The organism is Chloracidobacterium sp. N (genome assembly GCF_018304765.1).
Taxonomy (GTDB): Bacteria; Acidobacteriota; Blastocatellia; order Chloracidobacteriales; family Chloracidobacteriaceae; genus Chloracidobacterium; species Chloracidobacterium aggregatum.
In genome coordinates this window covers 304,904-326,478 of record NZ_CP072642.1, presented here as the reverse complement: position 1 = coordinate 326,478, position 21,575 = coordinate 304,904, and the positions used below count along the sequence as shown (strand labels likewise).

Annotated in this window: 21 protein-coding genes; 11 read left to right on the top strand and 10 right to left on the bottom strand. The window is 62.9% G+C overall.

What is annotated here, in order from left to right:
* Nucleotides 1-54 precede the first annotated feature (54 nt).
* Complete coding sequence (locus J8C05_RS01350) at nucleotides 55-1,326, top strand: DUF4350 domain-containing protein (RefSeq protein WP_211422446.1); 1,272 nt, start codon at nucleotides 55-57, stop codon at nucleotides 1,324-1,326.
* Between the two features lie 12 nt (nucleotides 1,327-1,338).
* Here J8C05_RS01350 and J8C05_RS01345 read toward each other — a convergent pair whose 3' ends face one another.
* Nucleotides 1,339-3,126 carry an amino acid permease gene (locus J8C05_RS01345; RefSeq protein ID WP_211422445.1) on the bottom strand — a complete coding sequence of 596 codons (1,788 nt, stop codon included), beginning with the start codon at nucleotides 3,124-3,126 and terminating at the stop codon, nucleotides 1,339-1,341.
* A gap of 104 nt (nucleotides 3,127-3,230) precedes the next feature.
* Between J8C05_RS01345 and J8C05_RS01340 the strand changes: the two genes are divergently transcribed.
* The 7 genes from J8C05_RS01340 (at nucleotide 3,231) to ispD (ending at nucleotide 8,599) form a co-directional block, all read left to right on the top strand.
* Complete coding sequence (locus tag J8C05_RS01340; RefSeq protein ID WP_211422444.1) at nucleotides 3,231-3,878, top strand: DJ-1/PfpI family protein; 648 nt, start codon at nucleotides 3,231-3,233, stop codon at nucleotides 3,876-3,878.
* Nucleotides 3,879-4,273: 395 nt separating this feature from the next.
* On the top strand, nucleotides 4,274-4,891 hold the full coding sequence (locus J8C05_RS01335; protein WP_211422443.1) for a ferritin-like domain-containing protein: 618 nt from the start codon (nucleotides 4,274-4,276) through the stop codon (nucleotides 4,889-4,891).
* A 97-nt stretch (nucleotides 4,892-4,988) separates the two neighbouring features.
* Complete coding sequence (locus tag J8C05_RS01330) at nucleotides 4,989-5,342, top strand: c-type cytochrome (RefSeq protein WP_014098785.1); 354 nt, start codon at nucleotides 4,989-4,991, stop codon at nucleotides 5,340-5,342.
* A 4-nt stretch (nucleotides 5,343-5,346) separates the two neighbouring features.
* Nucleotides 5,347-5,610, top strand: a complete 264-nt coding sequence (xseB, locus tag J8C05_RS01325) for an exodeoxyribonuclease VII small subunit (RefSeq protein WP_211422442.1) — start codon at nucleotides 5,347-5,349, stop codon at nucleotides 5,608-5,610.
* A complete protein-coding gene (locus tag J8C05_RS01320; protein WP_211422441.1) occupies nucleotides 5,552-6,400 on the top strand; it encodes an FHA domain-containing protein in 849 nt (282 codons plus the stop codon). Before xseB ends, J8C05_RS01320 begins: the two co-directional genes overlap by 59 nt.
* A gap of 160 nt (nucleotides 6,401-6,560) precedes the next feature.
* On the top strand, nucleotides 6,561-7,907 hold the full coding sequence (locus J8C05_RS01315; protein ID WP_211422440.1) for a cytochrome P450: 1,347 nt from the start codon (nucleotides 6,561-6,563) through the stop codon (nucleotides 7,905-7,907).
* The gene (gene ispD, locus J8C05_RS01310; protein ID WP_211422439.1) at nucleotides 7,904-8,599 is read left to right on the top strand and encodes a 2-C-methyl-D-erythritol 4-phosphate cytidylyltransferase; all 696 of its coding nucleotides are present in this window, start codon (nucleotides 7,904-7,906) and stop codon (nucleotides 8,597-8,599) included. The genes J8C05_RS01315 and ispD overlap by 4 nt, the downstream gene beginning before the upstream one ends.
* 97 nt (nucleotides 8,600-8,696) lie before the next feature.
* Here the strand turns inward: ispD and hisH are convergent, their stop codons facing one another.
* From hisH to proS, 6 genes are all read right to left on the bottom strand, one after another.
* The gene (gene hisH, locus J8C05_RS01305) at nucleotides 8,697-9,311 is read right to left on the bottom strand and encodes an imidazole glycerol phosphate synthase subunit HisH (protein WP_211422438.1); all 615 of its coding nucleotides are present in this window, start codon (nucleotides 9,309-9,311) and stop codon (nucleotides 8,697-8,699) included.
* The gene (locus J8C05_RS01300; protein ID WP_211422437.1) at nucleotides 9,311-10,606 is read right to left on the bottom strand and encodes a VWA domain-containing protein; all 1,296 of its coding nucleotides are present in this window, start codon (nucleotides 10,604-10,606) and stop codon (nucleotides 9,311-9,313) included. The genes hisH and J8C05_RS01300 overlap by 1 nt, the downstream gene beginning before the upstream one ends.
* 86 nt (nucleotides 10,607-10,692) lie before the next feature.
* A complete protein-coding gene (locus J8C05_RS01295) occupies nucleotides 10,693-11,826 on the bottom strand; it encodes a glycosyltransferase family 4 protein (RefSeq protein WP_211422436.1) in 1,134 nt (377 codons plus the stop codon).
* Complete coding sequence (locus J8C05_RS01290; RefSeq protein ID WP_211422435.1) at nucleotides 11,823-12,458, bottom strand: hypothetical protein; 636 nt, start codon at nucleotides 12,456-12,458, stop codon at nucleotides 11,823-11,825. The genes J8C05_RS01295 and J8C05_RS01290 overlap by 4 nt, the downstream gene beginning before the upstream one ends.
* A gap of 34 nt (nucleotides 12,459-12,492) precedes the next feature.
* Nucleotides 12,493-13,629 (bottom strand): M48 family metallopeptidase, encoded by a 1,137-nt coding sequence (locus tag J8C05_RS01285; RefSeq protein ID WP_211422434.1) that lies wholly within the window; start codon nucleotides 13,627-13,629, stop codon nucleotides 12,493-12,495.
* A 165-nt stretch (nucleotides 13,630-13,794) separates the two neighbouring features.
* Nucleotides 13,795-15,234, bottom strand: coding sequence for a proline--tRNA ligase (gene proS / locus J8C05_RS01280; RefSeq protein ID WP_211422433.1), 1,440 nt, complete (start codon nucleotides 15,232-15,234; stop codon nucleotides 13,795-13,797).
* Nucleotides 15,235-15,509: 275 nt separating this feature from the next.
* Here proS and J8C05_RS01275 point away from each other — a divergent pair, with 275 nt between their 5' ends.
* Both J8C05_RS01275 and J8C05_RS01270 read left to right on the top strand, forming a co-directional pair.
* Nucleotides 15,510-16,886 carry an FAD-dependent oxidoreductase gene (locus J8C05_RS01275; RefSeq protein ID WP_211422432.1) on the top strand — a complete coding sequence of 459 codons (1,377 nt, stop codon included), beginning with the start codon at nucleotides 15,510-15,512 and terminating at the stop codon, nucleotides 16,884-16,886.
* Nucleotides 16,887-16,963: 77 nt separating this feature from the next.
* A complete protein-coding gene (locus tag J8C05_RS01270) occupies nucleotides 16,964-18,064 on the top strand; it encodes an NAD(P)/FAD-dependent oxidoreductase (protein WP_211422431.1) in 1,101 nt (366 codons plus the stop codon).
* Between the two features lie 49 nt (nucleotides 18,065-18,113).
* Here J8C05_RS01270 and J8C05_RS01265 read toward each other — a convergent pair whose 3' ends face one another.
* Complete coding sequence (locus tag J8C05_RS01265; RefSeq protein WP_246840714.1) at nucleotides 18,114-18,413, bottom strand: 4a-hydroxytetrahydrobiopterin dehydratase; 300 nt, start codon at nucleotides 18,411-18,413, stop codon at nucleotides 18,114-18,116.
* Between the two features lie 16 nt (nucleotides 18,414-18,429).
* Nucleotides 18,430-19,518, bottom strand: coding sequence for a response regulator (locus J8C05_RS01260; protein ID WP_211422430.1), 1,089 nt, complete (start codon nucleotides 19,516-19,518; stop codon nucleotides 18,430-18,432).
* Nucleotides 19,519-19,843: 325 nt separating this feature from the next.
* Between J8C05_RS01260 and ribD the strand changes: the two genes are divergently transcribed.
* Nucleotides 19,844-21,064 (top strand): bifunctional diaminohydroxyphosphoribosylaminopyrimidine deaminase/5-amino-6-(5-phosphoribosylamino)uracil reductase RibD, encoded by a 1,221-nt coding sequence (gene ribD, locus J8C05_RS01255; RefSeq protein WP_211422429.1) that lies wholly within the window; start codon nucleotides 19,844-19,846, stop codon nucleotides 21,062-21,064.
* Here ribD and J8C05_RS01250 read toward each other — a convergent pair.
* Nucleotides 20,995-21,570: a glutamine amidotransferase-related protein gene (locus J8C05_RS01250; RefSeq protein ID WP_211422428.1), complete on the bottom strand. Its 576-nt coding sequence runs from the start codon at nucleotides 21,568-21,570 to the stop codon at nucleotides 20,995-20,997. The two genes, ribD and J8C05_RS01250, sit on opposite strands and share 70 nt — an antisense overlap.
* Between the last annotated feature and the right edge of the window lie 5 nt (nucleotides 21,571-21,575).

Here is a 21,575-nt window from a genome sequence, read left to right as displayed (position 1 = left end):
ATTGCCGGTGGGATGCCCCCCCCTCATTCCGGCCCGACCTGAAACCCCTGCCGCATGAACCGCCAAACTCTGACCAACAGCCTGCTCGTTGCCCTGGTGGTGGCCCTGCTGCTGGGCATCAATCTGCTGTTTTACGTCAAACCGGAACCGGATGCGGAAATGGATGACTATGCCGCCGACCGCTCGACCCATTCCGGCCGGCCCTACGGCACACTGGGCGCTTACCTGCTCCTGCAGGAATCGGGTGTGCGGGTCAGCCGCTGGGAACAGGACTACCGTGCCCTGGCCGACCGACAGGATGTGCGGGTCGTCATCTTTGTCGAGCCTCGTACCAAGCCCGGAGCCAGGCAACTCCGGGCGCTGGCGGAATGGATTGGGCGGGGCGGAACGTTCGTCATGTTCGAGCGCTGGTGGCCGCTCCGGCTCGGCCGCCAGCAGCTTCTTCCGGGTTCGCACCTGCTGCCGGAAGGTTCCGGTTCGGCTTTCGGTCAGGTTCCGGTGCAACGCGCAGTGCCATGGCAACCGGGCGGTGCCTTTCAGGGCGTGAGCTGGTTGGGCGTCTCTCCCAAAGCCACAACCGTGATAATGCAGCCAGCGCCGATCTCCGACACAGGGGATGATTTCCCCTTTCCGTTCCAGATGGCGGCCTGCGTGCCGCTGGCCGGCGTTCAGGACACCCCGGCCGTTGCTGAAGTCCGTTACGGGGAGGGACGTATCATCCACGTCGGCGATCCTTTCGTCATTGCCAACCAGGGACTGGCCGAAGGCGACAATGCACGCTTTCTGCTCAATCTCGTGCGGCTGGCGACACGCGACAACGCCGGACAGGTGGTTTTTGACGACTACCATCACGGCTACCGCACCACCAACGGCGGGCTGCTTGGTCTGCTGGGCTATTTCCGGGGAACACCCATTCCCTGGATGGTGTGGCACATCGTCGCCCTGGGACTCCTGGCGGCCTACACCCTGGGACGCCGCTTCGGACGACCGGTGCGGCTGCCGGTCAAACCCCGCACGAATGCCCTGGAGTTCGTCACAGCCATGGCGCAGATTCAGAAAGCGGCAGCGGCGCGCGATCTGGCGCTTGAAAACCTGTACCGGCGCTTTCACCGGCGGCTGTGTCACTACACGGGACTCCCCACGACAGCGCCGCTCAAAGAGCTGTGCCTGGCGGCGAGTGAACGTTCCGGGCATCCGATGAGTGAGTGGCAAGCCGTCACCGAGCGGTGCCAGGCCGTCATCGAGGGCCGGGCAGCGATGGGCGACGCAGAGCTGCTCCGCCTGGCGCAACGGCTGCGCGCGCTGGACGCCCGGCTTCCCCCCTAGCGCATCCGTCTCTCAGCCGGAAACCTGCTTCCTGGCTTCCATTTCAAGACGGCTGTGCCGGAAGCCATAGCCGAAGTAAATGACGAGACCAACCGCCAGCCACCCCAGAAACCGCAGCCAGTTGACGATTCCCAACTCTGTCATCAGATAACTGCACAACAGCAAACCCAGGACAGGAATCAGGGAAAGGTCCTTGAGAAAGCACAGCCCCGCCAGCGCCACCGTTCCCACGGCAAAGACCAGGAACGGCAGCTTGTGCGAAACGGCTCCCAGCCAGCTTTCCCCGGCGGCCGGTGTGACGGTCAGAAAATCGCGCGCCACGGCCCTTGCCGGCGGATACATGGCAAAGACCAGCCCGGCTATCACGACTCCGGCCGGCACAATGTACTTGGCGTTGATGTAGGGCACACGAAACTTCCGTTCTGCGGAAGGCGCGGTCTGCTCCAGGATGAGCACCCCGCCGCACACGAGCACGAAGGCAAAGAGCGTCCCGATGCTGGTGAGGTCGGTCACTTCGGTCAGGTTCATAAACAACGAGGGAATCGCCACCAGAAAGCCGGTCACGATGGTGGCAAATCCCGGCGTTTTGAACCGTGGGTGAACCCGGGCAAACACCTTGGGCAGCAGACCGTCCCGCGCCATCGCCATCCAGATACGCGGCTGGCCAATCTGAAAGACAAGCAGCACGGTGGTTGTGGCCACCACGGCGCTGACGGCAACGATACGCTCGACGATGAGCAGATTCGCCCCTTCCCTGCCGAAGACAAACGCCATCGGGTCGGCCACCTGGAGCTTGGTGTAGGGCACCATGCCGGTCAGCACAAGGGAAACCAGGACGTAGAGCAGCGTACAGATAAGCAGCGAGTAGATGATCCCCCGTGGCAGGTCACGCTGGGCATTGCGGCATTCTTCGGCTGTCGTCGAAATGGCGTCAAAGCCGATGTAGGCGAAAAACACGGCCGCCACACCCTTGAGCACCCCGGCCACCCCGTTGGGCGCAAAGGGCTTCCAGTTTTCCGGCTGGATGTAAAAGGCCCCCACGACGATCACAAACACCACGACGGCCACCTTGAAGACCACCATTGCATTGGACACCCGCTTGGACTCGCGGATGCCGACGTACACCAGCGCCGTAATCAGCGTCACGATGGCGAGGGCCGGGAGATTGCAGACAAGGGGCAGCCCCCCCAGGCGCGGCGCATTGAGCCAGGCTTCATAGGCCGTGACCTGGGACGCCATCCCCTCCAACGCGCGGATGGCTTCGAGGTTTTGTCCCTGTCCGAGCAGTTCGTTGACGGCCGCAAAGCCACGTCTGGCCGTGAGAAAATCCATGCGGAAGTAGGGCGGGATGGGATAGCCCCACCCGGACAGCAGATTGGAAAAATACTCACTCCACGAAATGGCTACGGCAATGTTGCCGATGGCGTATTCCAGAATGAGGTCCCAGCCGATGATCCAGGCGACGAGTTCCCCAAAACTGGCGTAGGCATAGGTGTAGGCCGACCCGGCCACCGGGATCATCGAGGCAAACTCGGCATAGCACAGGGCCGCAAAACCACAGGCAACGGCCGTGAAGATGAACAGCAGCGATACGGCCGGGCCGCCGCTGTAGGCCGCATTACCGACGGTTGAAAAAATCCCGGCGCCAATGACGGCGGCAATGCCCAGGGCCGTCAAATCAAAGGTGGTGAGTTCCTTGGCCAGGGTGCTGCCGGTTTCGTGATCACTCAGGCCGGACGCCGCATCCGCCTGGATGCGCGCCACGGATTTCGTACGGAACAGACGGACAAAAAGGGACATGTTCCAACGGAAGGGCGTGTGATGATGTTCGGGAAAGCCGTCCGATGCTATGGTCTGCCTTTATTCTCTGTCAAACCTCCGGTTGGCACACCGCCCTTCACTCCATGGAATCCACCCGTACCATTGTCGTGTATCTCTATCCCGGCATGACGGCTCTCGATGCCATTGGCCCCTACGAGATTTTGCGTGGGCTGCCGGGTGCGGTCGTGCAGTTTGTCGCCCGGCAACGGGGACCCGTCACCGTTGACTCAACCTTTCTGCGTCTCCAGGCGGACCTAAGCTGTGACGAAGTCACACGGGCGGACATCCTCGTGGTTCCGGGCGGAAATGCACCGGCACAAATGCGCAACCCGGACACCCTGGCGTGGTTGCGCTGCCTGTATCCCACCACACGCTGGACGCTGAGCGTGTGTACCGGCTCGTTGATTCTGGCTGCCGCCGGGATTCTCACCGGCGGCGAAGCGGCCACCCACTGGTCGGCCCGCGGGATGTTGCGGCAGTTTGGCATCACGCCCAGCCAGGCGCGTGTCGTCCGCCGGGGCAACATCCTTACGGCGGCCGGTGTTTCAGCCGGAATTGACGCCGCTCTGACACTCGCCGCGCTCGACTGCGGGCAGGAAACAGCCGAACTCATGCAGCTTTTCATTGAATATGCGCCCCAGCCACCCTTCACGGCCGGGACACCGGAAACAGCCGGCCCCGGAATTGTGGCACGCGCCGAGGCTTTCCTCCGCCGGGACGCCGCGCCGTAGCCGCCCATGGGCCGTAGCCGCCCATGGAAAGCCCCCCATGGCCAATCCAGCGCGGCGTGTCCGTACGGCAGCAGCCAGAGCCGACATGCGCCGCCATGGTAGTCCCTCACAACACAATCCTGCACCCCCGGCAGGCATCAGAGGGTTCGCCCGTGGGGCTTCCCTGGCTTGAAAGCCCCAAAAACTTTGCATCCTGATGTTCGATGCAATAAACCTCCCGCAACTCTGTGGCCGCGGGGAGTGTTTCCAAAAAACATTCATCCGGGCCAAACCACTGGTTGTATGTCTGCCATGTGCGGCATACGCGCACTCAAGATGCCGTCGTGCGGTTTCGTCACACCGTTCGACATCGTTGTAACGCGGTTTTTTTCACATTTTCGGAGGATGTGATTCCAATGAAAGAACGCGACCTGACCAACAAGTACCTGGAAGTCGGTGAACTCATTCAACGCGGCCGCCGGGCGGCGCTCAAGGCGGGCGTGGTGGGCCTCGGGGCCAGCGCCTTCACCATGCTCGGCAGCTCACTTCTGACGCCATCCGTGGCCTTGGGCGCGGACAAGGCCGGCGACGTGAAGATTGCCAACGTGGCGCTCAACCTTGAACACCAGGCGATTGCCGCTTATGGCGTCGGTGCCGGCACGGGACTGCTCGAAGGCCCGGCGCTGGCGGCGGCCAAGCTGTTTATGAGCCACCACGAGGCGCACCGGGATGCGCTCATGGGCGTCATCAAGAAGTTTGGCGGGACGCCCGTCGAGCCGAAGAAAAACCCCGAGGAATATGAAGCCATTGCGGAAGCCGTGCCGAACATCAAGTCAGCCACGGACATTCTCGAATTTGCCCTGACGCTTGAAGAGCAGGCGGCTGGGGCCTACATCGGCGTGCTGACGTCCTTCTCGGAAAAAGACCTGATTCCGGTGCTGGCCGGTATCGGCGCGGCCGAGGCGCAGCATGCCGCACTCCTGCGTTTCGTTCTCCAGAAGGACCCGCTGCTTCAGGGGCCGGTCGTTAAATAGGCTGTCCAACCAGTCCAACTTGGGCTAACCCTGTGCCACAACTCCCGCCCCTGCCCACGTGTGTGTCGGCAGGGGCTTTTTACTCCCCGGAGACATTATGACCACTCTCAAATCACTCCTGCTGGCACTCGCGCTGCTTGGCGCTCTGGCGACCAGTCTGACCGCGGCCGTTGCGCAAAAAGGCAAAGCAACCGGAAACGCCGCCACCGGCAGGCAGTTGTTTGCTGAAACCTGTGCCCCCTGCCACAGTGCAACGAGCAAAACGACCAATATCGGGCCCGGCTTGCAGGGATTGTTCAAAGGCAGGAAAATGCCGGCCACCAATCGCCCGGTTTCGGTTGCCGTCGTCAAAGCCCAGATTCAGAAAGGCGGCGGCGGAATGCCGGCCTTTGGCAGCAAGTACACGGCCCAGCAACTCGACGATCTCATCGCGTACCTGCGCACACTCTGAACCTATGCCGGCTCCCAAAGCGCCTGAATCACTCACCTACGAAGCAGCCCTTGCCGAACTGGAGCAGATTGTCCAGCAGATGGAGGACGGGCAGCTTCCGCTGGAAGAGGCGCTCGATCTTTTTGAGCGGGGGATGACGCTGGCGCGCCGCTGCCGTGAGCGGCTTCTGGCCGCTGAGCAGCGGATTGAAATCATTCTCAAGTCCGCCGATGGCAGCGTCACCACCGCTCCCCTTGCGCCCACAGGCGATGATGCCGACGACGAATGAAGCCGCCGTCCATTTCCCGGAAAATGCCGCCGTCACCGTGACGGTACTCCACCTGCGCGGCGGTCTGGCAGGCAAGCAGCAGGTCATCCGGCACCTCCCGGCCGTCATCGGCCGTTCGCACCACTGTGAGGTGCGCCTGGCCCCCGACGACACGGCAGCTTCCGGCCACCACGCCCGGCTGTCCTCCGACGGCACTGCCATCTGGATTGAAGACCTGGAAAGCACCAACGGCACGCGCCTCAACGGCAACTATGTCAGCCGGGCCAGCCTGACCAGCGGAGACGAAATCGAACTTGGCTACGGCGGCCCGCAACTCCGCATCACCTTCGACTGGCCGACGGCCCAGTGGATCGGCAACGCCCGGAGCGAGACCTATTTCCTTGGCACGTGCGAATTCCCGTTGCGTTCCCCCTGGCGCTTTCCGGTGTATGGGCTTGGACTGTTGTTGCTCCTGCTCCCGCTGTGGCTTGGCAGTCTGGTGGCCGCCGTGCTGCTGATGCCGCCTGGCATCCTGGCCCTGCTTCTGGCGTGGAGCATGGCGCGGGTCAACCTCACCATCACCCCCTTCCACGTTGAATATCAGGGCGTCTGGCAGCAGGTGACGCTCCCTTGGCCGGAAGTGACAGCACTGCGCGTCAACCTGCGTCGCTGCGGACACCCCACCTACATCATCATCGGGCAGAACCAGCGCATCCACTTCCGGCCACCGGATGACACCAGCGGTATCGAACTGGCACAACTCGTCGTGCGCCGGACGGGCAGGCAGTGGGAGACCAAAGCCTCCCAGTGAAAACCGGGCCGGCAAAAACTGAAGCCAAACTCAAATTTCCCGATTGCGTCATGGCTTGACCGGACATACAATTTCGCCGCTGCCGAGCGCCCGACGGTCGCCTGTTGTCCAGAGGTCGGCCGCTTGCGCCGATACTTCATCCGCCGGAAACAACGTTGCCATGATTGCCCAACTCGAAGCGCCACGCGCCGCGCGGACCCTGCCAGGCGCCAACATCTACCGCTTTCGGACGGATGCCCTCCGGCTCCTGCAGGGCATGTACCGCCGGTACGGTGACATCGTGCAGTTTCGCCTCGGAAGTGAGCGGGTCTTTATGGTGAGCAATCCCGACTACATCCGGGAAATTCTCATCACCAACCACAAGAACTTCATCAAGGGGCGCGGCCTGCAACGGGCGCGCAAGTTTCTGGGCAACGGCCTGCTCACGAGCGAAGGTGAGTTTCACAAACGGCAGCGCCGGCTGTCGCAGCCGGCCTTTCACCGGGAGCGCATTGCGCTCTATGCGCGCATCATGGCGCAGTATGCGGCTGAAATGCGCGACGAATGGCAGCCCGGCGAACAACATGACATGGCCAAAGAAATGATGCGGCTGACGCTGCGGGTCGTCGCCAAGACGTTGTTCGATGCTGAAGTCAAAAGCGAAATGGACGAAATTGGCGCGGCGCTGACGACGACCATCGAACTGTTTTCCGCTGTCATGACGCTGCCCTTCTTCGAGCTGATCGAAAAACTCCCGCTGCCGTTCAACTACCGCTTCCGTGCGGCGCGGGCGCGGCTGGATGAAACCGTCTATCGCATCATCGAAGAACGCCGCCGCACCAGCGAAGACCGGGGAGACCTGCTTTCGATGCTGCTCATCGCCCAGGACGAAGAAGGCGACGGCACGGGGATGACCGATGAACAGCTCCGCGACGAAGCCATGACCATCTTCCTTGCCGGCCACGAAACCACGGCCAATGCCCTCACCTGGACGTGGTATCTGCTGTCGCAGCATCCCGAAGTCGAAGCCCGCCTGCACACCGAAGTGGATGCCGTCTTAGGTGGACGCCTGCCCACGGCCGCCGATTATGGCAAGCTCAAGTACACGGAAATGGTCTTTGCCGAAAGCATGCGGCTGTATCCGCCTGCCTGGGTCTTCGGACGGCGCGCCCTCGAAGCCTTTTCGCTGGGCAACTACCGCCTGCCGGCGCGCGCGCTGATTCTCATGAGTCCGTATGTTGTCCAGCGCCGCTCGGATTTCTACCCGGCGCCGGAGCGTTTCATCCCTGAACGCTGGACGCCGGAGGAAAAGGAAAAACGTCCGAAGTTCAGCTACTTTCCCTTTGGCGGCGGGCCGCGCGCCTGCATTGGCGAAGGGTTCGCCTGGATGGAAGGCGTGCTCATTCTGGCGACCCTGGCGCAGAAGTGGCGCCTGCGCCTGGCCCCTGAAGCGCGCGTCGTGCCGGAGCCGCTCATCACCCTGCGCCCGAAGTACGGCATGCCGATGATCCTTGAAGCCCGGGCATGACGGCTGTTGCCATTGTTCCGGCCGGTGGGCTTGGTGCCCGGTTTGGCGCTGACCGCCCGAAACAGTTTCTCGAACTTGCCGGCTGTCCCATCATCATTCACACGCTGCGCCGGCTGGCCGCCTGCCCGGACGTAAGCCACATCGTCGTGGCGTTGCCGCCGACGGCGCGGCCGGTGTTTGACGCCCTGCTGGAAACCTTCCCCGTCGAAAAACCCATCACGGCCGTTGCCGGTGGAGCGGAGCGGCAGGAATCGGTACGGCTGGCGCTGGCGGCCGTGCCGGATGCGGCATCGGTGGTCGTCGTCCACGATGCTGTACGGCCCTTTGCCACGACAGAACTCATCACCGCCACAATAGCTGCTGCCCGGGCCGACCGCGCGGCTGTGGTCGGGCACCCGGCCACGGACACCATCAAGCTGGTACAGGACGGGTTGGCCTACGAAACCCCTCCCCGTTCAACCCTCTATGCGGTGCAGACGCCACAGGCCTTCGAGACCGGACTGCTCCGGGACGCCCACGCGCGCGCCGCAGCCGAACAGGTGACGGCAACCGATGACGCCATGCTGGTTGAACGGTTGGGCGTGCCGGTACGGATCGTGCCCGGGCCGCGCTGGAACCTGAAAATCACGCACCCGGACGATCTGCCGCTGGCTGATTTTCTCTGGCAGCGCCTCGCACGCGAACCAACGTAGCCCACGCCACCTTCCAGCCCTTCCCTGTCCGGCTTTCCATTTCGCCGGTGCGCGCAAGACAAGCCGCAAGGCAGGTGTGGCAGGCCACGCGGTGCCACTACAGGCTGGCGAAGTTATGGAGCAGACGTAAGCCGACCTGGTGGCTTTTTTCGGGATGAAACTGTACGCCCATAACGTTGTCACCCGCGACAGCACTGGCATAGCGCAGACCATAATCCGTTGCACCCAGAACCTGCCCGGAAACCTGTGGCGCGGCGTAGTACGAATGCACGAAGTAGAAAAAGGCACCGTCGGGAATATCTTTCCACAGGGGATGCGCCTGAGTCTGGATGACCTGATTCCATCCGACGTGGGGCACGGGCCGGACTTCGGCTGGAAAGCGCAGCACCTCGCCTTCAAGCAATCCCAGTCCGGCGTGGCGGCCAAACTCGTGACCGGTCTCAAAGAGCATCTGAAAACCCACGCAAACGCCGAGCAGCGGCACACCGGACTGCGCCACTGACCGGACGACCGGTTCGAGTCCCCGCGACCGGAGTTCATCCATGGCCGCGCCGAAAGCCCCCACACCGGGCAGCACCAGGTGCGTTGCCCGGTGAACCACCTCCGGGTCAGATGAAATCCGGGCCGTAAGGCCCAGGTGGGCAAAGGCGCGCTCCAGGTTGCGCAGGTTGCCGACGCCGTAATCGAGAATGACGAGCCGGTGGTTACGCATCAGTCACGGGCATTGGTGGGAACAGGCGTCCGGTTGCGCTGGGCCATCTGCTCGGTGACGACATAGCCAAGACGCGCCCGTACCCTGGCTTCAGGGAGATTGACGCGCACCCGCACCCGGCGATAGCCGGCCTGGTCGAGTCCGCGTGTCGGGTAGTAGCCCAGAACATAGACGTGGCGTAACTCCTCGGCAATGTTTCTGAAGATCGTCCGCGCCGTACCAACATCGGTGAACGGACTGTGCATCCCGCCGGAAATCGTGGCGACATCCCGCAGGAAGGTCTCCTCAATCCCCATCACCGACGGTTCCTGCCGGCTGCTGCCGCCTCCCTGTGGTGGATCGTCCAGCGGGAAGAACGGGCCGCGACGTGGACGGCGCCCCGGCAGAGGAAATGGGAATGGGAACGGAAACTGAATCGAAGGCTGGACCAGATTTGGGTCCGCCGCGGGATACTGCACCGTATAGACCAGCACATCGGATTCAGCCACACGGTCGAGAACATCCCGCGGCTTGTAGTGCCGGCTCGTCGTATCCTCACCATCAGTCAGCAGAATCATGGCCTTGCGGCCTTCGATGGGCGCCAGATAGCCCTCCAGAATTTGCTGGGCCGCGTCATAGAGCCGGGTACCGCCTTCAATCCTAGCACTCGCCACGGCCTGCCGGAGCGTCATCTGGTTGCTGGTGAAGGGACAGAGCTGCCGAATCTTGTCCGAGAAGGTGAAGACGCTGACCTTGTCATCCGGGCGGATGTAGTCAATGAAGGCATTGGCCGCACTGCACATGTCGTTAATGCTCAGGTAGGCGCTGCGGCTGACATCGAGCACCAGGGCGACGTGAAAAGGCACCTGTTCGGACGCAAAAAAGGTGATTTCCTGGGGTACGTTGTCTTCCAGCAGGGAGAATTGGTTTTTCCGCAGAAACGGCAGGTAGCGGTTGTAGTCGTCACTGACGATAACCGGAATCGTGACCAGCGTCGCCTGAATGGTGATGATGTCATCGTCAACGTCAGCAGCCGGCGGCCGCGCGGACGGGGACGGCACGGACGGGCGTGGGGCGTCCTCCCCACGCCGCCCCAGGCTGGGGCGCGGGCGGGAAGTCGAAGGCGCGGTGTCTTCTCCTTCGGGAGCTGGTGAAGGCTCTGCCGGTGGGCGCGGAGCGACCACCCGTGGACGTGTAACCTGTCGGCCGGACTGGGCCAACGCAGCCGGGAAGGGCCCGGCCACCATCCCCAGCAGGACAAGCAGTGCCAATCCGCGCCGGATGACCTGGTTTCTGACGTATCCCTTGGCTCTCATGGGTGTGTTCCTGACCTGAACCTGGACAACTGACACCTCAGACGAGCGAAATGCTCATCCCGTTGCAGAAACCGCGATTTGTTGAATCAGAATTTTGTGGCCCGGGCCAGATAGAGCTGTTCCAGCGCCACCACAGCGTGGCTGAGCGTGTAGCGCCCAACGGACTGCTGCCCTGCCCTGACCAACCGCTGACACAGCACTGTATCACAGGCCAGCCGACACAGGGCAGCCGCCCATCCCTTCACATCCCGCACGCCCACCCGCAAGCCATTTTCTTCGTGGGCGACCAACTCAGCCAACCCACCCACGTCGGAGACGACCACCGGCACACCGGCGGCCCAGGCTTCAAGGACGCCCAGCGAAAACGCCTCATTCCGGGAGGGAATGGCCACGACATCGCAGGCGAAAAGCAGGGCCGGCACATCTTCGACAAAGCCCGGAAAGCTCACCTGAGCCGTCAAACCGGCCGTCCGGGCCTGCTGCTGCAAGCGGGCAAGATAAGCAGCATCGGCGTTTCCGGCCAGCACCAGATGAAGCTGTGGTGCCTGGCGCCGGGCCAGCTCCAGGGCAAAGAGCAACGTCGCCTGCCCCTTGTCCGGCTCCAGCCGATTGAGACAGCCGACGATAAACCCGTCCCGGGGCAGGCCGAACCGCTGGCGGCAGCCTGCCCGGTCAAAGACTGCCGGGCGGCGAAAACGGCTGGAATCCACCCAGTTCGGGATGACCACGAACCGCCGGTCATCCCATCCGAGCGATGCCTTGAGCTGGTCACGCACATAGCCCGATACGGCAATGAACCGTTCCGCCACACTCAACCACCAGGCATACAGCCGATGCCCGTTCAACGGCGCATAGTGGTGACGGGTCAGAAACAGGGCCGGGCGGTGGTTTCCCCACTGGCGTTGCCAGCGGACGACGCCGGCGGCCACCGGATAGTCGCGCGCATAGTGGGCGTGCAGGATGTCTATGCGGTGTGTGCGCACCAGGCGCACCAACGACCACATTGCCCCCAGATCAAGCGCATGACGCACCCGGAGCGGATGCAGCACAACGGATGGCTGCGCGCCGGCGGCTTCGCGCAACCTTCGGGCCAAGGCCCCGTCGGCCGGGGTGGCCACGTGCAGCCGATGCCCACGGGCAGCCAGGGCAAGGACGAGTTCCAGCACGTGCCGCTCCCCGCCGCCGAAGGCATCGCCTGAGCTGACGTGCAGGATGTTCATCCGCGCCGCTTGACCATGTAGGGATTCACCCGTGGATCAAAGCGGAACTGATCGTGTCCGCCGACGAACACGATGCACCCCACCAGCAAGGCGACGAGGTGGTGGAAGTGAACGGCCTCCCAGCGCATGACGGGATACACCTGAATGGTGAGCAGACGGCGCGACAGCGAAGCATGGTGAGCGTTGAGGTGGGCGCGCTCGAACTGCACTTCGAGCAGGTCCTGTTTGTAGAACTCCCGCCGTACGTGGAGCGCAAAATCCCCCGGTTGGCGTTTGTCGCGGCGCAGCCGTACGAAAAACCGGCCGGCCGGCAACTCGATGGTCATCCGGGCGCGATGTGGGTTGCGCCGGCGGTTGATCCGCAACCGGGACAACCCTTGGGTGTCATCCCGAATGGTGAGTTCATAGCCCATGCGCGCGACGCTCACATCGAGCGTCAGGCCGTCGGCCAGTGCCACATACCGTCCGGCGCGCCGGCGCTGCCACACCAGATGTGCCAGAACCTGATCGGCCTGCCGCAGGGCAAACAGCGGACGCCGGATGCCTGTCCGCTCAACGATGATCGTCCCGGTTTTCCATTCGTGAAAGTCAAGTCGGGGTTCGTGCGGGGTGGAAGCCGAAAATGCCCTCATGCGTTGCGTGCCGGCTCAAACCGGCTTGAATCAGTCAGGATAGGGTGGCGAGCGCGGCGGGCTTCATCAGTTTTTTGAAGCCATCTTCGCTCTCTGTCCACTTGAGAATTTCTGAAACCCGCCAGATGGGGAAGGGATGCGTGCGCCCACTGGCAATCTGCCACGTCCAGAAGCGGTCAATGAAGTTGCTCTCATTGCGCTGGTCGAAGGCGCGGGCCTGGGCAATGAACTCCTCGTGATTGAGCCGCGAGGTCAGCGTGCCGCCGGCCAGCTTCATCATGAGTCTGGTCAACACGTGCGGTTCCTGAACGACGAGCTGGGCCGCCCGGTCACAGCTCAACTCGGCTTTCTGATACCAGGTCAGCAGGGCGCTGCGCACGGGCCAGGTCAGCAGATCGGGAATTCCCGGCGGCAACGGTGCGCGGGACAGCGCATAGCTGCCCAGTTGAAACAGCAGTTCGGCGGCGACTTTGTAGAGCAGATGGTGACAGTGAATGTGTCCCAGTTCGTGGGCCATGACGGCCAGCACCTCGATGTCATCGAGCCGTTCAATGAGCGGCGTAAACAACACGATGAACGGACGCTCGACGCCGCTCGTGAACGCATTGAAGCCCAGTCCGCCGCCGCCCAGAGGATTCGTCACACTGAGATACAGCTCCGGCAACTCCCGGATGCCAAGGGTCTGGCAGGCAACCTCCAGTTTGGCATGCAGGTCAGGACACTGTTTTTCCGAAACCTTGACGCCGTTGGCCGTAAACATCACCCGCAGGTAGGTTTCGCCCGTGACTTCGAGCGCCTTTTTGAGCAGCGGGTCAATGCCCGGAATGAGCTGAAGGGTTTCCAGCGCCTGGGAGTCGAGCGGGTGGATGTATTCATGTGGCGACAGCCCCGGAAACTTGCGGTGCGCCTGCTCATCGAGCGGCAGCCGGCAGCGGCCACAGCGGACGCCGGCCCGTGGCGTCCAGTCGGCGCGGACGCGGTTGCGCTGCCCGCAGTAACGGCAGCGAACTTCCCGCTCCGCCGTCCCAGGTGCAGCTTCGGCGGCGGCATCCGTCGCCGTGGAAGCAGCCGGCGCAGTGTCCCCGGAGGCTTCCCCGGATGCCCGGTCCGTATCCGGTGCAGAGTCTGCTTCCGATTCGGGTTGGGGCGAAAGAGGCTCGTCAGACGACATGGCAGGTGTCCTTGGAACAGAAACGATTGCGGAAAAAACCGGTGGGGAGTTTCAGCTTGCTTGATTTTGCCCGGCCGGGCAACCCAAGCCAGCCGGACCAAGCCAGCCGGACGGACGGCAACACGTCGCCAGCCGGAGTCGCTTGCCGCCCCTGGCTTGCCGCCCCTAATAGGCCCGCGCAAAGATGGCCTGGGTGCGGGTCGGCCGCCCGGTCATAAAGCACCTTCCCATCTGGTCAGGCTGGTCGAGCGGAATGCACCGGAGCGTTGCCTTGGTTTCTTCCTTGATCTGACGTTCGAGTGCGGCATCGCCATCCCACCACACCCGTGCAAAGCCCGTTTCGATGGCTTCCTTGAAAGCGCCATAGTCGGCCACATCGTGGAGACGGGCATCCCGAAACGCCTTGGCCTTAGCGAGCATGGCGAGCTGGATGTCCTCCAGCATGGAGGCAATGGTGACAATGGCACCTTCACGGCCCACCACCGACTTGCCCTCCCTGCCCGGACGGTCCCGCCGTGCCAGCACGACGACGCCCTTCTCCACATCCTTCGGCCCAATCTCGATGCGCAGGGGAACACCGCGCATTTCCCAGTCATTGAACTTGAAGCCGGGCGTCAACCCTTCCCGCGTATCAAGTTTGACCCGGAGGCCCACCTTGACCATTTCCTGATACAGGCCCGTGGCGGATTCCATCACCCGCGCGCGTTCGTCCTCGTTTTTGTGAATCGGAACAACGACCACATGAATCGGCGCCAGGCGGGGCGGCAGGACCAGGCCCTGGTCGTCGCCGTGCACCATGATGATCGCGCCCACGATCCGCGTGGACATCCCCCACGACGTTGTCCAGCAGTATTTCCGTTCGCCATCGCGGTCAAGGAACTGGATGTCAAACGCCCTGGCAAAATTCTGCCCCAGGTTGTGGGAAGTACCGGCCTGGAGCGCCTTGCCGTCGCCCATCATGGCTTCAATCGAGTAGGTGCGGTCAGCGCCGGCAAAGCGCTCCGACTCGGACTTGATACCGGGAATGACCGGCAGCGCCGCCTCGTTGACGGCAAAATCGGTATAGACATCCAGCATCTGGCGGGTTTCGGCTTCGGCTTCCTCGAAGGTGGCGTGCGCCGTATGCCCTTCCTGCCAGAAAAATTCCAGCGTGCGCAGAAAGAGCTTCGTCCGCAGTTCCCACCGGACGACGCTGCACCACTGGTTGATGAGCACCGGCAGGTCACGGTAGGACTGAATCCACCTGGCGTATGCGTGCCCGATGACCGTCTCCGACGTTGGGCGCACCACAAGCGGTTCTTCGAGTTCCTTGTTGCCGCCAATCGTGACCACGGCCAGTTCGGGCGAGAACCCTTCGACGTGCGAGGCTTCGCGTTCCAGAAAGCTCTTTGGAATGAGCAGGGGAAAAGCAGCGTTGAGGTGGCCCGTGGCCTTGAAGCGGCGGTCGAGCGCCGCCTGAATGTTTTCCCACAGCGCCCAGCCGTAGGGCCGGACGATCATGCAGCCACGCACCGGGGCATAATCCGCAAGCTCGGCGCGGAGAACCAACTGGTTGTACCACTCATTGAAGTCCTCGGCGCGCGTTGGCAATTTTTGTTCGGACATGGAAAAAAGTTTGAGCGTCGAAACACAAAGTTTGTTGGCCGGGGAATCCTGGCGTCGGGCCGGGGAATCCTGGCACCGGGTATGTGTTTACCTTGCCCGCGCCAACAGGTCAACGGACGGGACACGAAGCGTTCAGAAGCTCGCATTCGCGGCCAGCGAAAATCACTAGCTTAGGTGGCTGCATTGCGCGTATCGTTCATTCCCGTTCTGGCAGGACGGAGCAGGATACCCCGTGGCTTGCCAGACGGGACTGCTGTCACTGGATTGTTTGCACTATGAAAGTCATCGTCATTGGCGCTGGCCTGGCAGGACTGGCCTGTGCCGTCGAACTGGCCGACAACGGCTACGAAGTGGAAGTGCTGGAGAAACGCCCAGTGCTGGGCGGACGGGTCTCCTCCTGGCTGGACAAAGACGGCGACTGGGTTGAAACGGCCCCACACGTCATTCGGGGTAGCTACAAATCCCTCATCGCCCTCATGGAGCGGGTGGGCATTGCCGACCGCATCCAGTGGAAAAAGCAGCAACTGGTGTATGCCAGCAAGGGTGGAAAAATCTCCAACATTTCCTTTTCGCCCTCGGCCGGGCCGGTCGAAATCCTGCGCTCGATGATTGGCAGTGACCTGCTCGGCTTCGGCGACAAACTCAAGCTGCTGACAGGTCTGCTGCCGGCCTTTACCGGTGACAAGAACTTCATCGAAAACCAGGATGTCAAAAACTTCAGCGACTGGGCAGCCAACCTGGGCGTCAACCGGGAAGCCATCGGACGGTTTTTCGATCCACTGTCACGGACGGTCAGTTTCCTGCGCCCCGACGAAGTCTCCGCACGGGTCATCATTTTCCAGATGGCCTCGATTGCCCAGGGGTTCAACGCCACACGCATCGGCTTTCTCGACGGCGATCCCTGCCAGCGGCTCTTTCAACCCATCCAGGCTTACCTCGAAAAGCGCGGGGCGCGCATTCGTACCAATGCCCGGCTGGCGCGGATTGACTTCTCCAACGACGCTCCCCGCGCGCTGGGGCTGGAACTGACCAACGGTGAATTCCTTACCGCTGATGTCTATGTCTCGGCCATGGAACTGCACGCGCTGCGGGAAGTCCTGCCGGGTCAGGCCTGGAGCTATCCGTTCTTTTCACGCCTCTGGCAGGTTGAAGAAATCCCGGTCATCACCGTCCAGCTTCGCTTTGACCGCAAGGTGATTGCCCTCGACAATGCCGTATTTGCCATCGGAACGGTGATGTCGCTGGTCGTCAACCTGTCGGTCACGAGTCCGGGTTACGCTGACGATGTGTGTCTCATCGAAATGATCGTCGCCCCGGCCAAGGACATCTTCCACCTCGACGATGGTGAAATCGTCCGCCTGTGCCTCGACGACCTCACCGAACTCTTCCCGGAAGTGGCCCAGGCGAACCTCATCAAAAGCACTGTGGTGCGGATTCCCCAGGCCCTGTATCGTTGTGAGCCAGGCGCTGAAAGCCGGCGCCCGACCCAGAAGACCCCCATCGAAAACTTCTTTCTCTGCGGCGACTTTACCCACCACGGGTACACGCCGAGCATGGAAGGGGCCACGCTGTCCGGTTTTCGTGCCGCGCAGATGATCCTGGACGCCTACGGGCGCAACCTGCAGTGGCATGGCGGTACGCCCCCAAGCTAGGTGCCAGGCCAAGGGTTTATTTCCCCTGAAAGATACCGGGACGCGCGATGCCGTGCCTCCCGCCCTTCTGAACCGTCATGGATGTCATCATCATCGGCGCGGGCCTGGCCGGACTGACGGCGGCTTATACCCTGACGCAGCGTGGCTTCAACTGTGAAGTCCTGGAAAAGAGCCGCGCGCTGGGTGGACGCATGGCCACCCGTCGCCACGAGGACACCTCTTTCGACCACGGGGCGCAGTACTTCACGGTCAAGACGACTGCCTTTGCCGATTTTCTGCACGAAGTCGGCGTCACTGAAGCCCTGGCTCCTCTGGCGGCCCCGGTCGTGAGTTATCCCTTTCACGACCTGGCCACGGCTCTGGCAGATGCCAGTCAGCCTGAAGTCAGTGCCGTTCCCGGTTTTCCGCACCGTTATATGTTTCGTTCCGGGATGACCACCCTGGCCAAGGCCATTGTGGCGCGGATAGGCGAGTCGCGGGTCGTCCGGGAATGCTTTGTCGAAGCCATTGCCTGGGACGCGACGCTGCGCCGCTGGAGCATTCACACCCGTGGAGACAACACGACCCTGGGTGGGATCCGCTCGGCCGACTGGGTCATCCTGGCGCTTCCGGCGCCACAGGCCGCCCAGCTTCTGGCGCGCAGCCATCCCCTCCCAACGCCTTTCACCACACTGCAAACGGCTCTCGAAGGGGTGACGTATCACCCCTGTATCACCGTGGTCTGGGGCGCGCCACCCAGTACGGCCTACCCCGGCGTAGGCGCGCTGCGGGCCACATCCAGGGAGGCTCCCATTGGCTGGCTGGCCTGGCTCGACCGGCTGGCACCGTACCGGGTGCCTGACGGAAACAGCATTGTCATCGCCCAGTTTGGCCCGGATGCAAGCCACAGCCTGCTTGACCAGCCGGAAGGAACGGTCATCCAGGTTCTGGCAAGCGCACTGAGTGAGCACTTCCAGATTGACCTGCCGACGCTCCGGTGGGTGAACATCAAACAGTGGCGCTATGCCAACCCGGCGGTAGGCCTGCCGAACCCGGATGCCGCAACAGCCGGCGCTGACTTCAATCTCGACCTCTGTGGCGACTATCTGATTGGCGGGCGGGTCGAGGCGGCTTTTCTCAGTGGCCTGGCTGCGGCCGAACGCCTCGCGCAAAAGGCGCGCCAGCCCTTACCCGGGTGAAAACATCACCGGCGATCACCGCTTGTGTGCCTTGGGAGCTTCGTGCGCCCTAGCTGACAACGGCATCAATTTTGTGGGCCAGGTTCACATCCAGCATGGTCAGCCCGCCCACGTCATGCGTCCAAAGGGTCAGCGTAACCTGGTTCCAGTTGTGCAGCAGGATGTCCGGGTGGTGGTCGGCTTCTTCGGCCAGTTTTCCAACCCGGTTGACGAAATCCAAGGCATCCGCGAAGTTGCGAAAGGTCAGTGTCCGCACCAGACGACCGGATTGGCACTGCCAGGCTGACAAATCACCGAGTTGTTTTTCCAGCTCGGAGGCTTCAAGCACCATTGGACGTGTCCTGGACATGCGCTGTCACCCTTGTTCAGACTGAAAGTTCTGAAAGCACCTGAATCAACTGCTCGCGCCGGAATGGCTTGGGAATGAAGCCATCAAAGCCGTGGAGCGCAATCCGTTCCCGTTCGGCCGCGCCCGTGTAGGCCGTCAGCGCCACGATTTTCGATCTGGCCAACTCCGGCTCGGCACGCAGTATGTTGAATGTGGCAAAGCCATCCATGCCCGGCATGCCAATATCGAGCAGCACGACATCCGGCTTCGTGGCCCGGGCCGTTTCGAGGCCACGCACCCCGCTCGTCGCCAGGTAGGGGCAATATCCGGCCGCACTGACAACGGCCCCCAGCAGCTTCAGCAGGTTTTCATCATCGTCAATGACGAGGACTTTCCTGGCCCTGGGGGCCGGCGCCAGACTGTCATCCGCGCTGCCCGCCGGGCCGGTCAACGTCGCCGGGGGCGGCACGGTGATCATGTCCGGGGTGGGCAACTGGATGACAATGCCCATCCCGGTATCACGTGGCTCGACCAGCAGCGCCCCTCCCTCACGCGCGATGAGGAAACGCGCCAGCTTCAGTCCCCCGGCACTGACCTTCTCTTGGGGCGCCGCATCGCTCTCCACCAACACCTGGCCAACCGGATTGAAGCTTACCTTCACCACGGCCCCCTCCGGCAACATCTGGAAAGCGTGCCGCATGACGAGCCACAGTGCCTGCCGCACCACCGGGGAGACGGTCACCGATGACGCCTGTTCTTCCACGGCAATCAGGAGCGATTGCCGTCGCGGCTGGGCCACCAGTTCCAGCCCGTGGCCAATGCGGCGCAGCGTCACCAGCAGGTCGGTGGCCGCCGTCGCCAGACCTTCGGCCTCCCCGAACCGGGCCAGATCACTGTAGTCGTCAAGGAGTTGCAGCATCTTTTCCGCAGCCGACCGGATGTGACGGATGCCTTCCTGCTGTTGCCGGGCGTCGGTAATGCCTTCTGAAAACCACTCCGTCCAGCCCAGAATCGCCGTCAGCGGGGCGCGCAACTCGTGGGACAGGCTCTGAAGCAGATTGAAGGGAGAGAGCGTCGCCAGCAAGTCCGTCAGATGCTCGTCGGCCGGTGGCAGTGACTGCGACATACGTATCCTTGGTGCTCTCCGTAGAACCGCGCCTTTCATCGGGGGCAGGACTGCCACCCGGCGGAAGTGAGACCGGAAAACAAGCTGACCGGCTCGCTTCAGAATGGATATTCGGCGCTGGGCCTGTCGTTATACAGTGAACCATGCCGTTTCGATGGTCACACTATACCACAGCTTTTGCCGGTGCGCTGGCCCCACTGGCGGGGCGTGAGAGCACAGAGACATAAAGACACAGAAAACAGGCTGTGGTTCGTGCATCCGCGCTCGGCTTTGTGCTTCCATAAGGCCCAGGGTGAGGCTCAGCGCCGGACGCGACAGAAACCGTATGACACAGCATGAAGCCCTGATGCGTGAAACCTTATGCCTTGCCGGGCAGGGACGGGGGCGGGTCAGCCCCCGCCCGCTGGTGGGCTCCCTCGTTGTCCGCGACGGGGCCATCGTGGGACGCGGCTTCTATCACGAACCGGAACCCACCCACGCCGAAGTCTGGGCGCTGCGCGAAGCCGGCCATCGGGCCCGGGGGGCAACCCTGTACGTCAATCTCGAACCCTGCTCCCACTACGGACGCACCCCACCCTGTACCGAAGCCATCATTGCCGCCGGCATCCAGCGCGTCGTGGCCAGCATTCGTGACCCCAACCCACAGGTCAACGGACGTGGCTTTGCCCGGTTGCGCGCAGCCGGTATCGAAGTGCTGACGGATGTGCTTCCCGTGGAAGGCACGCAGCTCAATGAAGTCTTTATCATCAATCAGCTTGAACGCCGCCCCTTCGTTCACCTCAAGCTGGCCACGAGTCTGGATGGACGCATCGCCACCCGCACCGGCGCTTCCCAGTGGGTGACGGGTGCCGCCGCCCGTGCGGCCGGACAGGAGTTGCGGCATCGCTACGATGCGATTGCCGTTGGCACAGGCACGGTTCTGGCCGACAACCCGCAGCTCACGGACCGCACCGGGCAGTACCGCCACCGCCCGCTCGTGCGGGTGGTGTTTGATTCGGCGCGGGTGCGCCTTCCCCTGACGGCACACCTCGTCCAGACGGCCCGGGTATGTCCAACGTGGCTGGTCACCGTTGTTTCACCGCAGCGGCTGGAAGACCTGTCCCGGCTCGAACAGTACGGTGTCCGTATTTTTTATGTGGAAGCCGATGCCCAGGGCCGTCCACAGCTACCGGCGGCGCTGAATCAGCTTTTTGCCGAGGGCATCGCCAGCCTGCTCGTCGAAGGTGGCAGCACGCTGGCCGGGGCCTTCGTGGATGCCCGTCTGGTTGACAAAATCACCTGCTTTCTGGCGCCGCGCATCATTGGCGGTGGTGGACTGAATGCCATCGGGGGGCAGGGTGCGGCCACGCTCGAAGAAACCCTGAACCTGACGGATGGCACCATCGAGCCGGTCGGCGCAGACGTTGCCCTCACCGGCTACGCCAGCCAGACGATGGCGCACCTGCTGGCGGCGGCGCGTGCGGCTGCCGGCCGGCATCACGAGCGGACGCCAAATACATTGGCAAACCACTGGAGTCCGTCCGGCGTACCGCTTGATTCAGGCTGAAACAGCACCCCTTCACATGGGTGCGTTCGGTGACGGAAGCCAAGCAGCAGTCCGGCAGGCGTCGTGGCCGTCATCTCCAGCGCCTCTGGCAGATTCTCCGCCCCCAGACGGGGAAGACGGGATGCCCAGGCCCGAAAGCGATACTTGAGATTGCCAAACGCCAGGCAACCATCGTGGCAGACCTCAACCAGTCCCGGACTCACCGGGCGCTCCGGTGGCACCGAAAGCCCCAGCGCCACCCCCAAGGACAGGGCTCCCTGGCCAATCCCAATCAAAGCCGTGTGCCCCAGCCGCGCGGCCACGAGCGTGTCTATGACCGGTTGGGATACCGCCGGGGCCTGGCCGGTGACGAGGACGACATGCGTCGGCGCCAGCTCATCCAGCCGGGTGGCATCCGTCAGTGCCAGCGGACATACCACCGGATGCCAGCCCAGGGCCGCAATGGCGTGGGCGACGGTGAAGGCCACCGAACTTTCATCATCCAGAACGATGATGGTTGGCGTCATAAGAC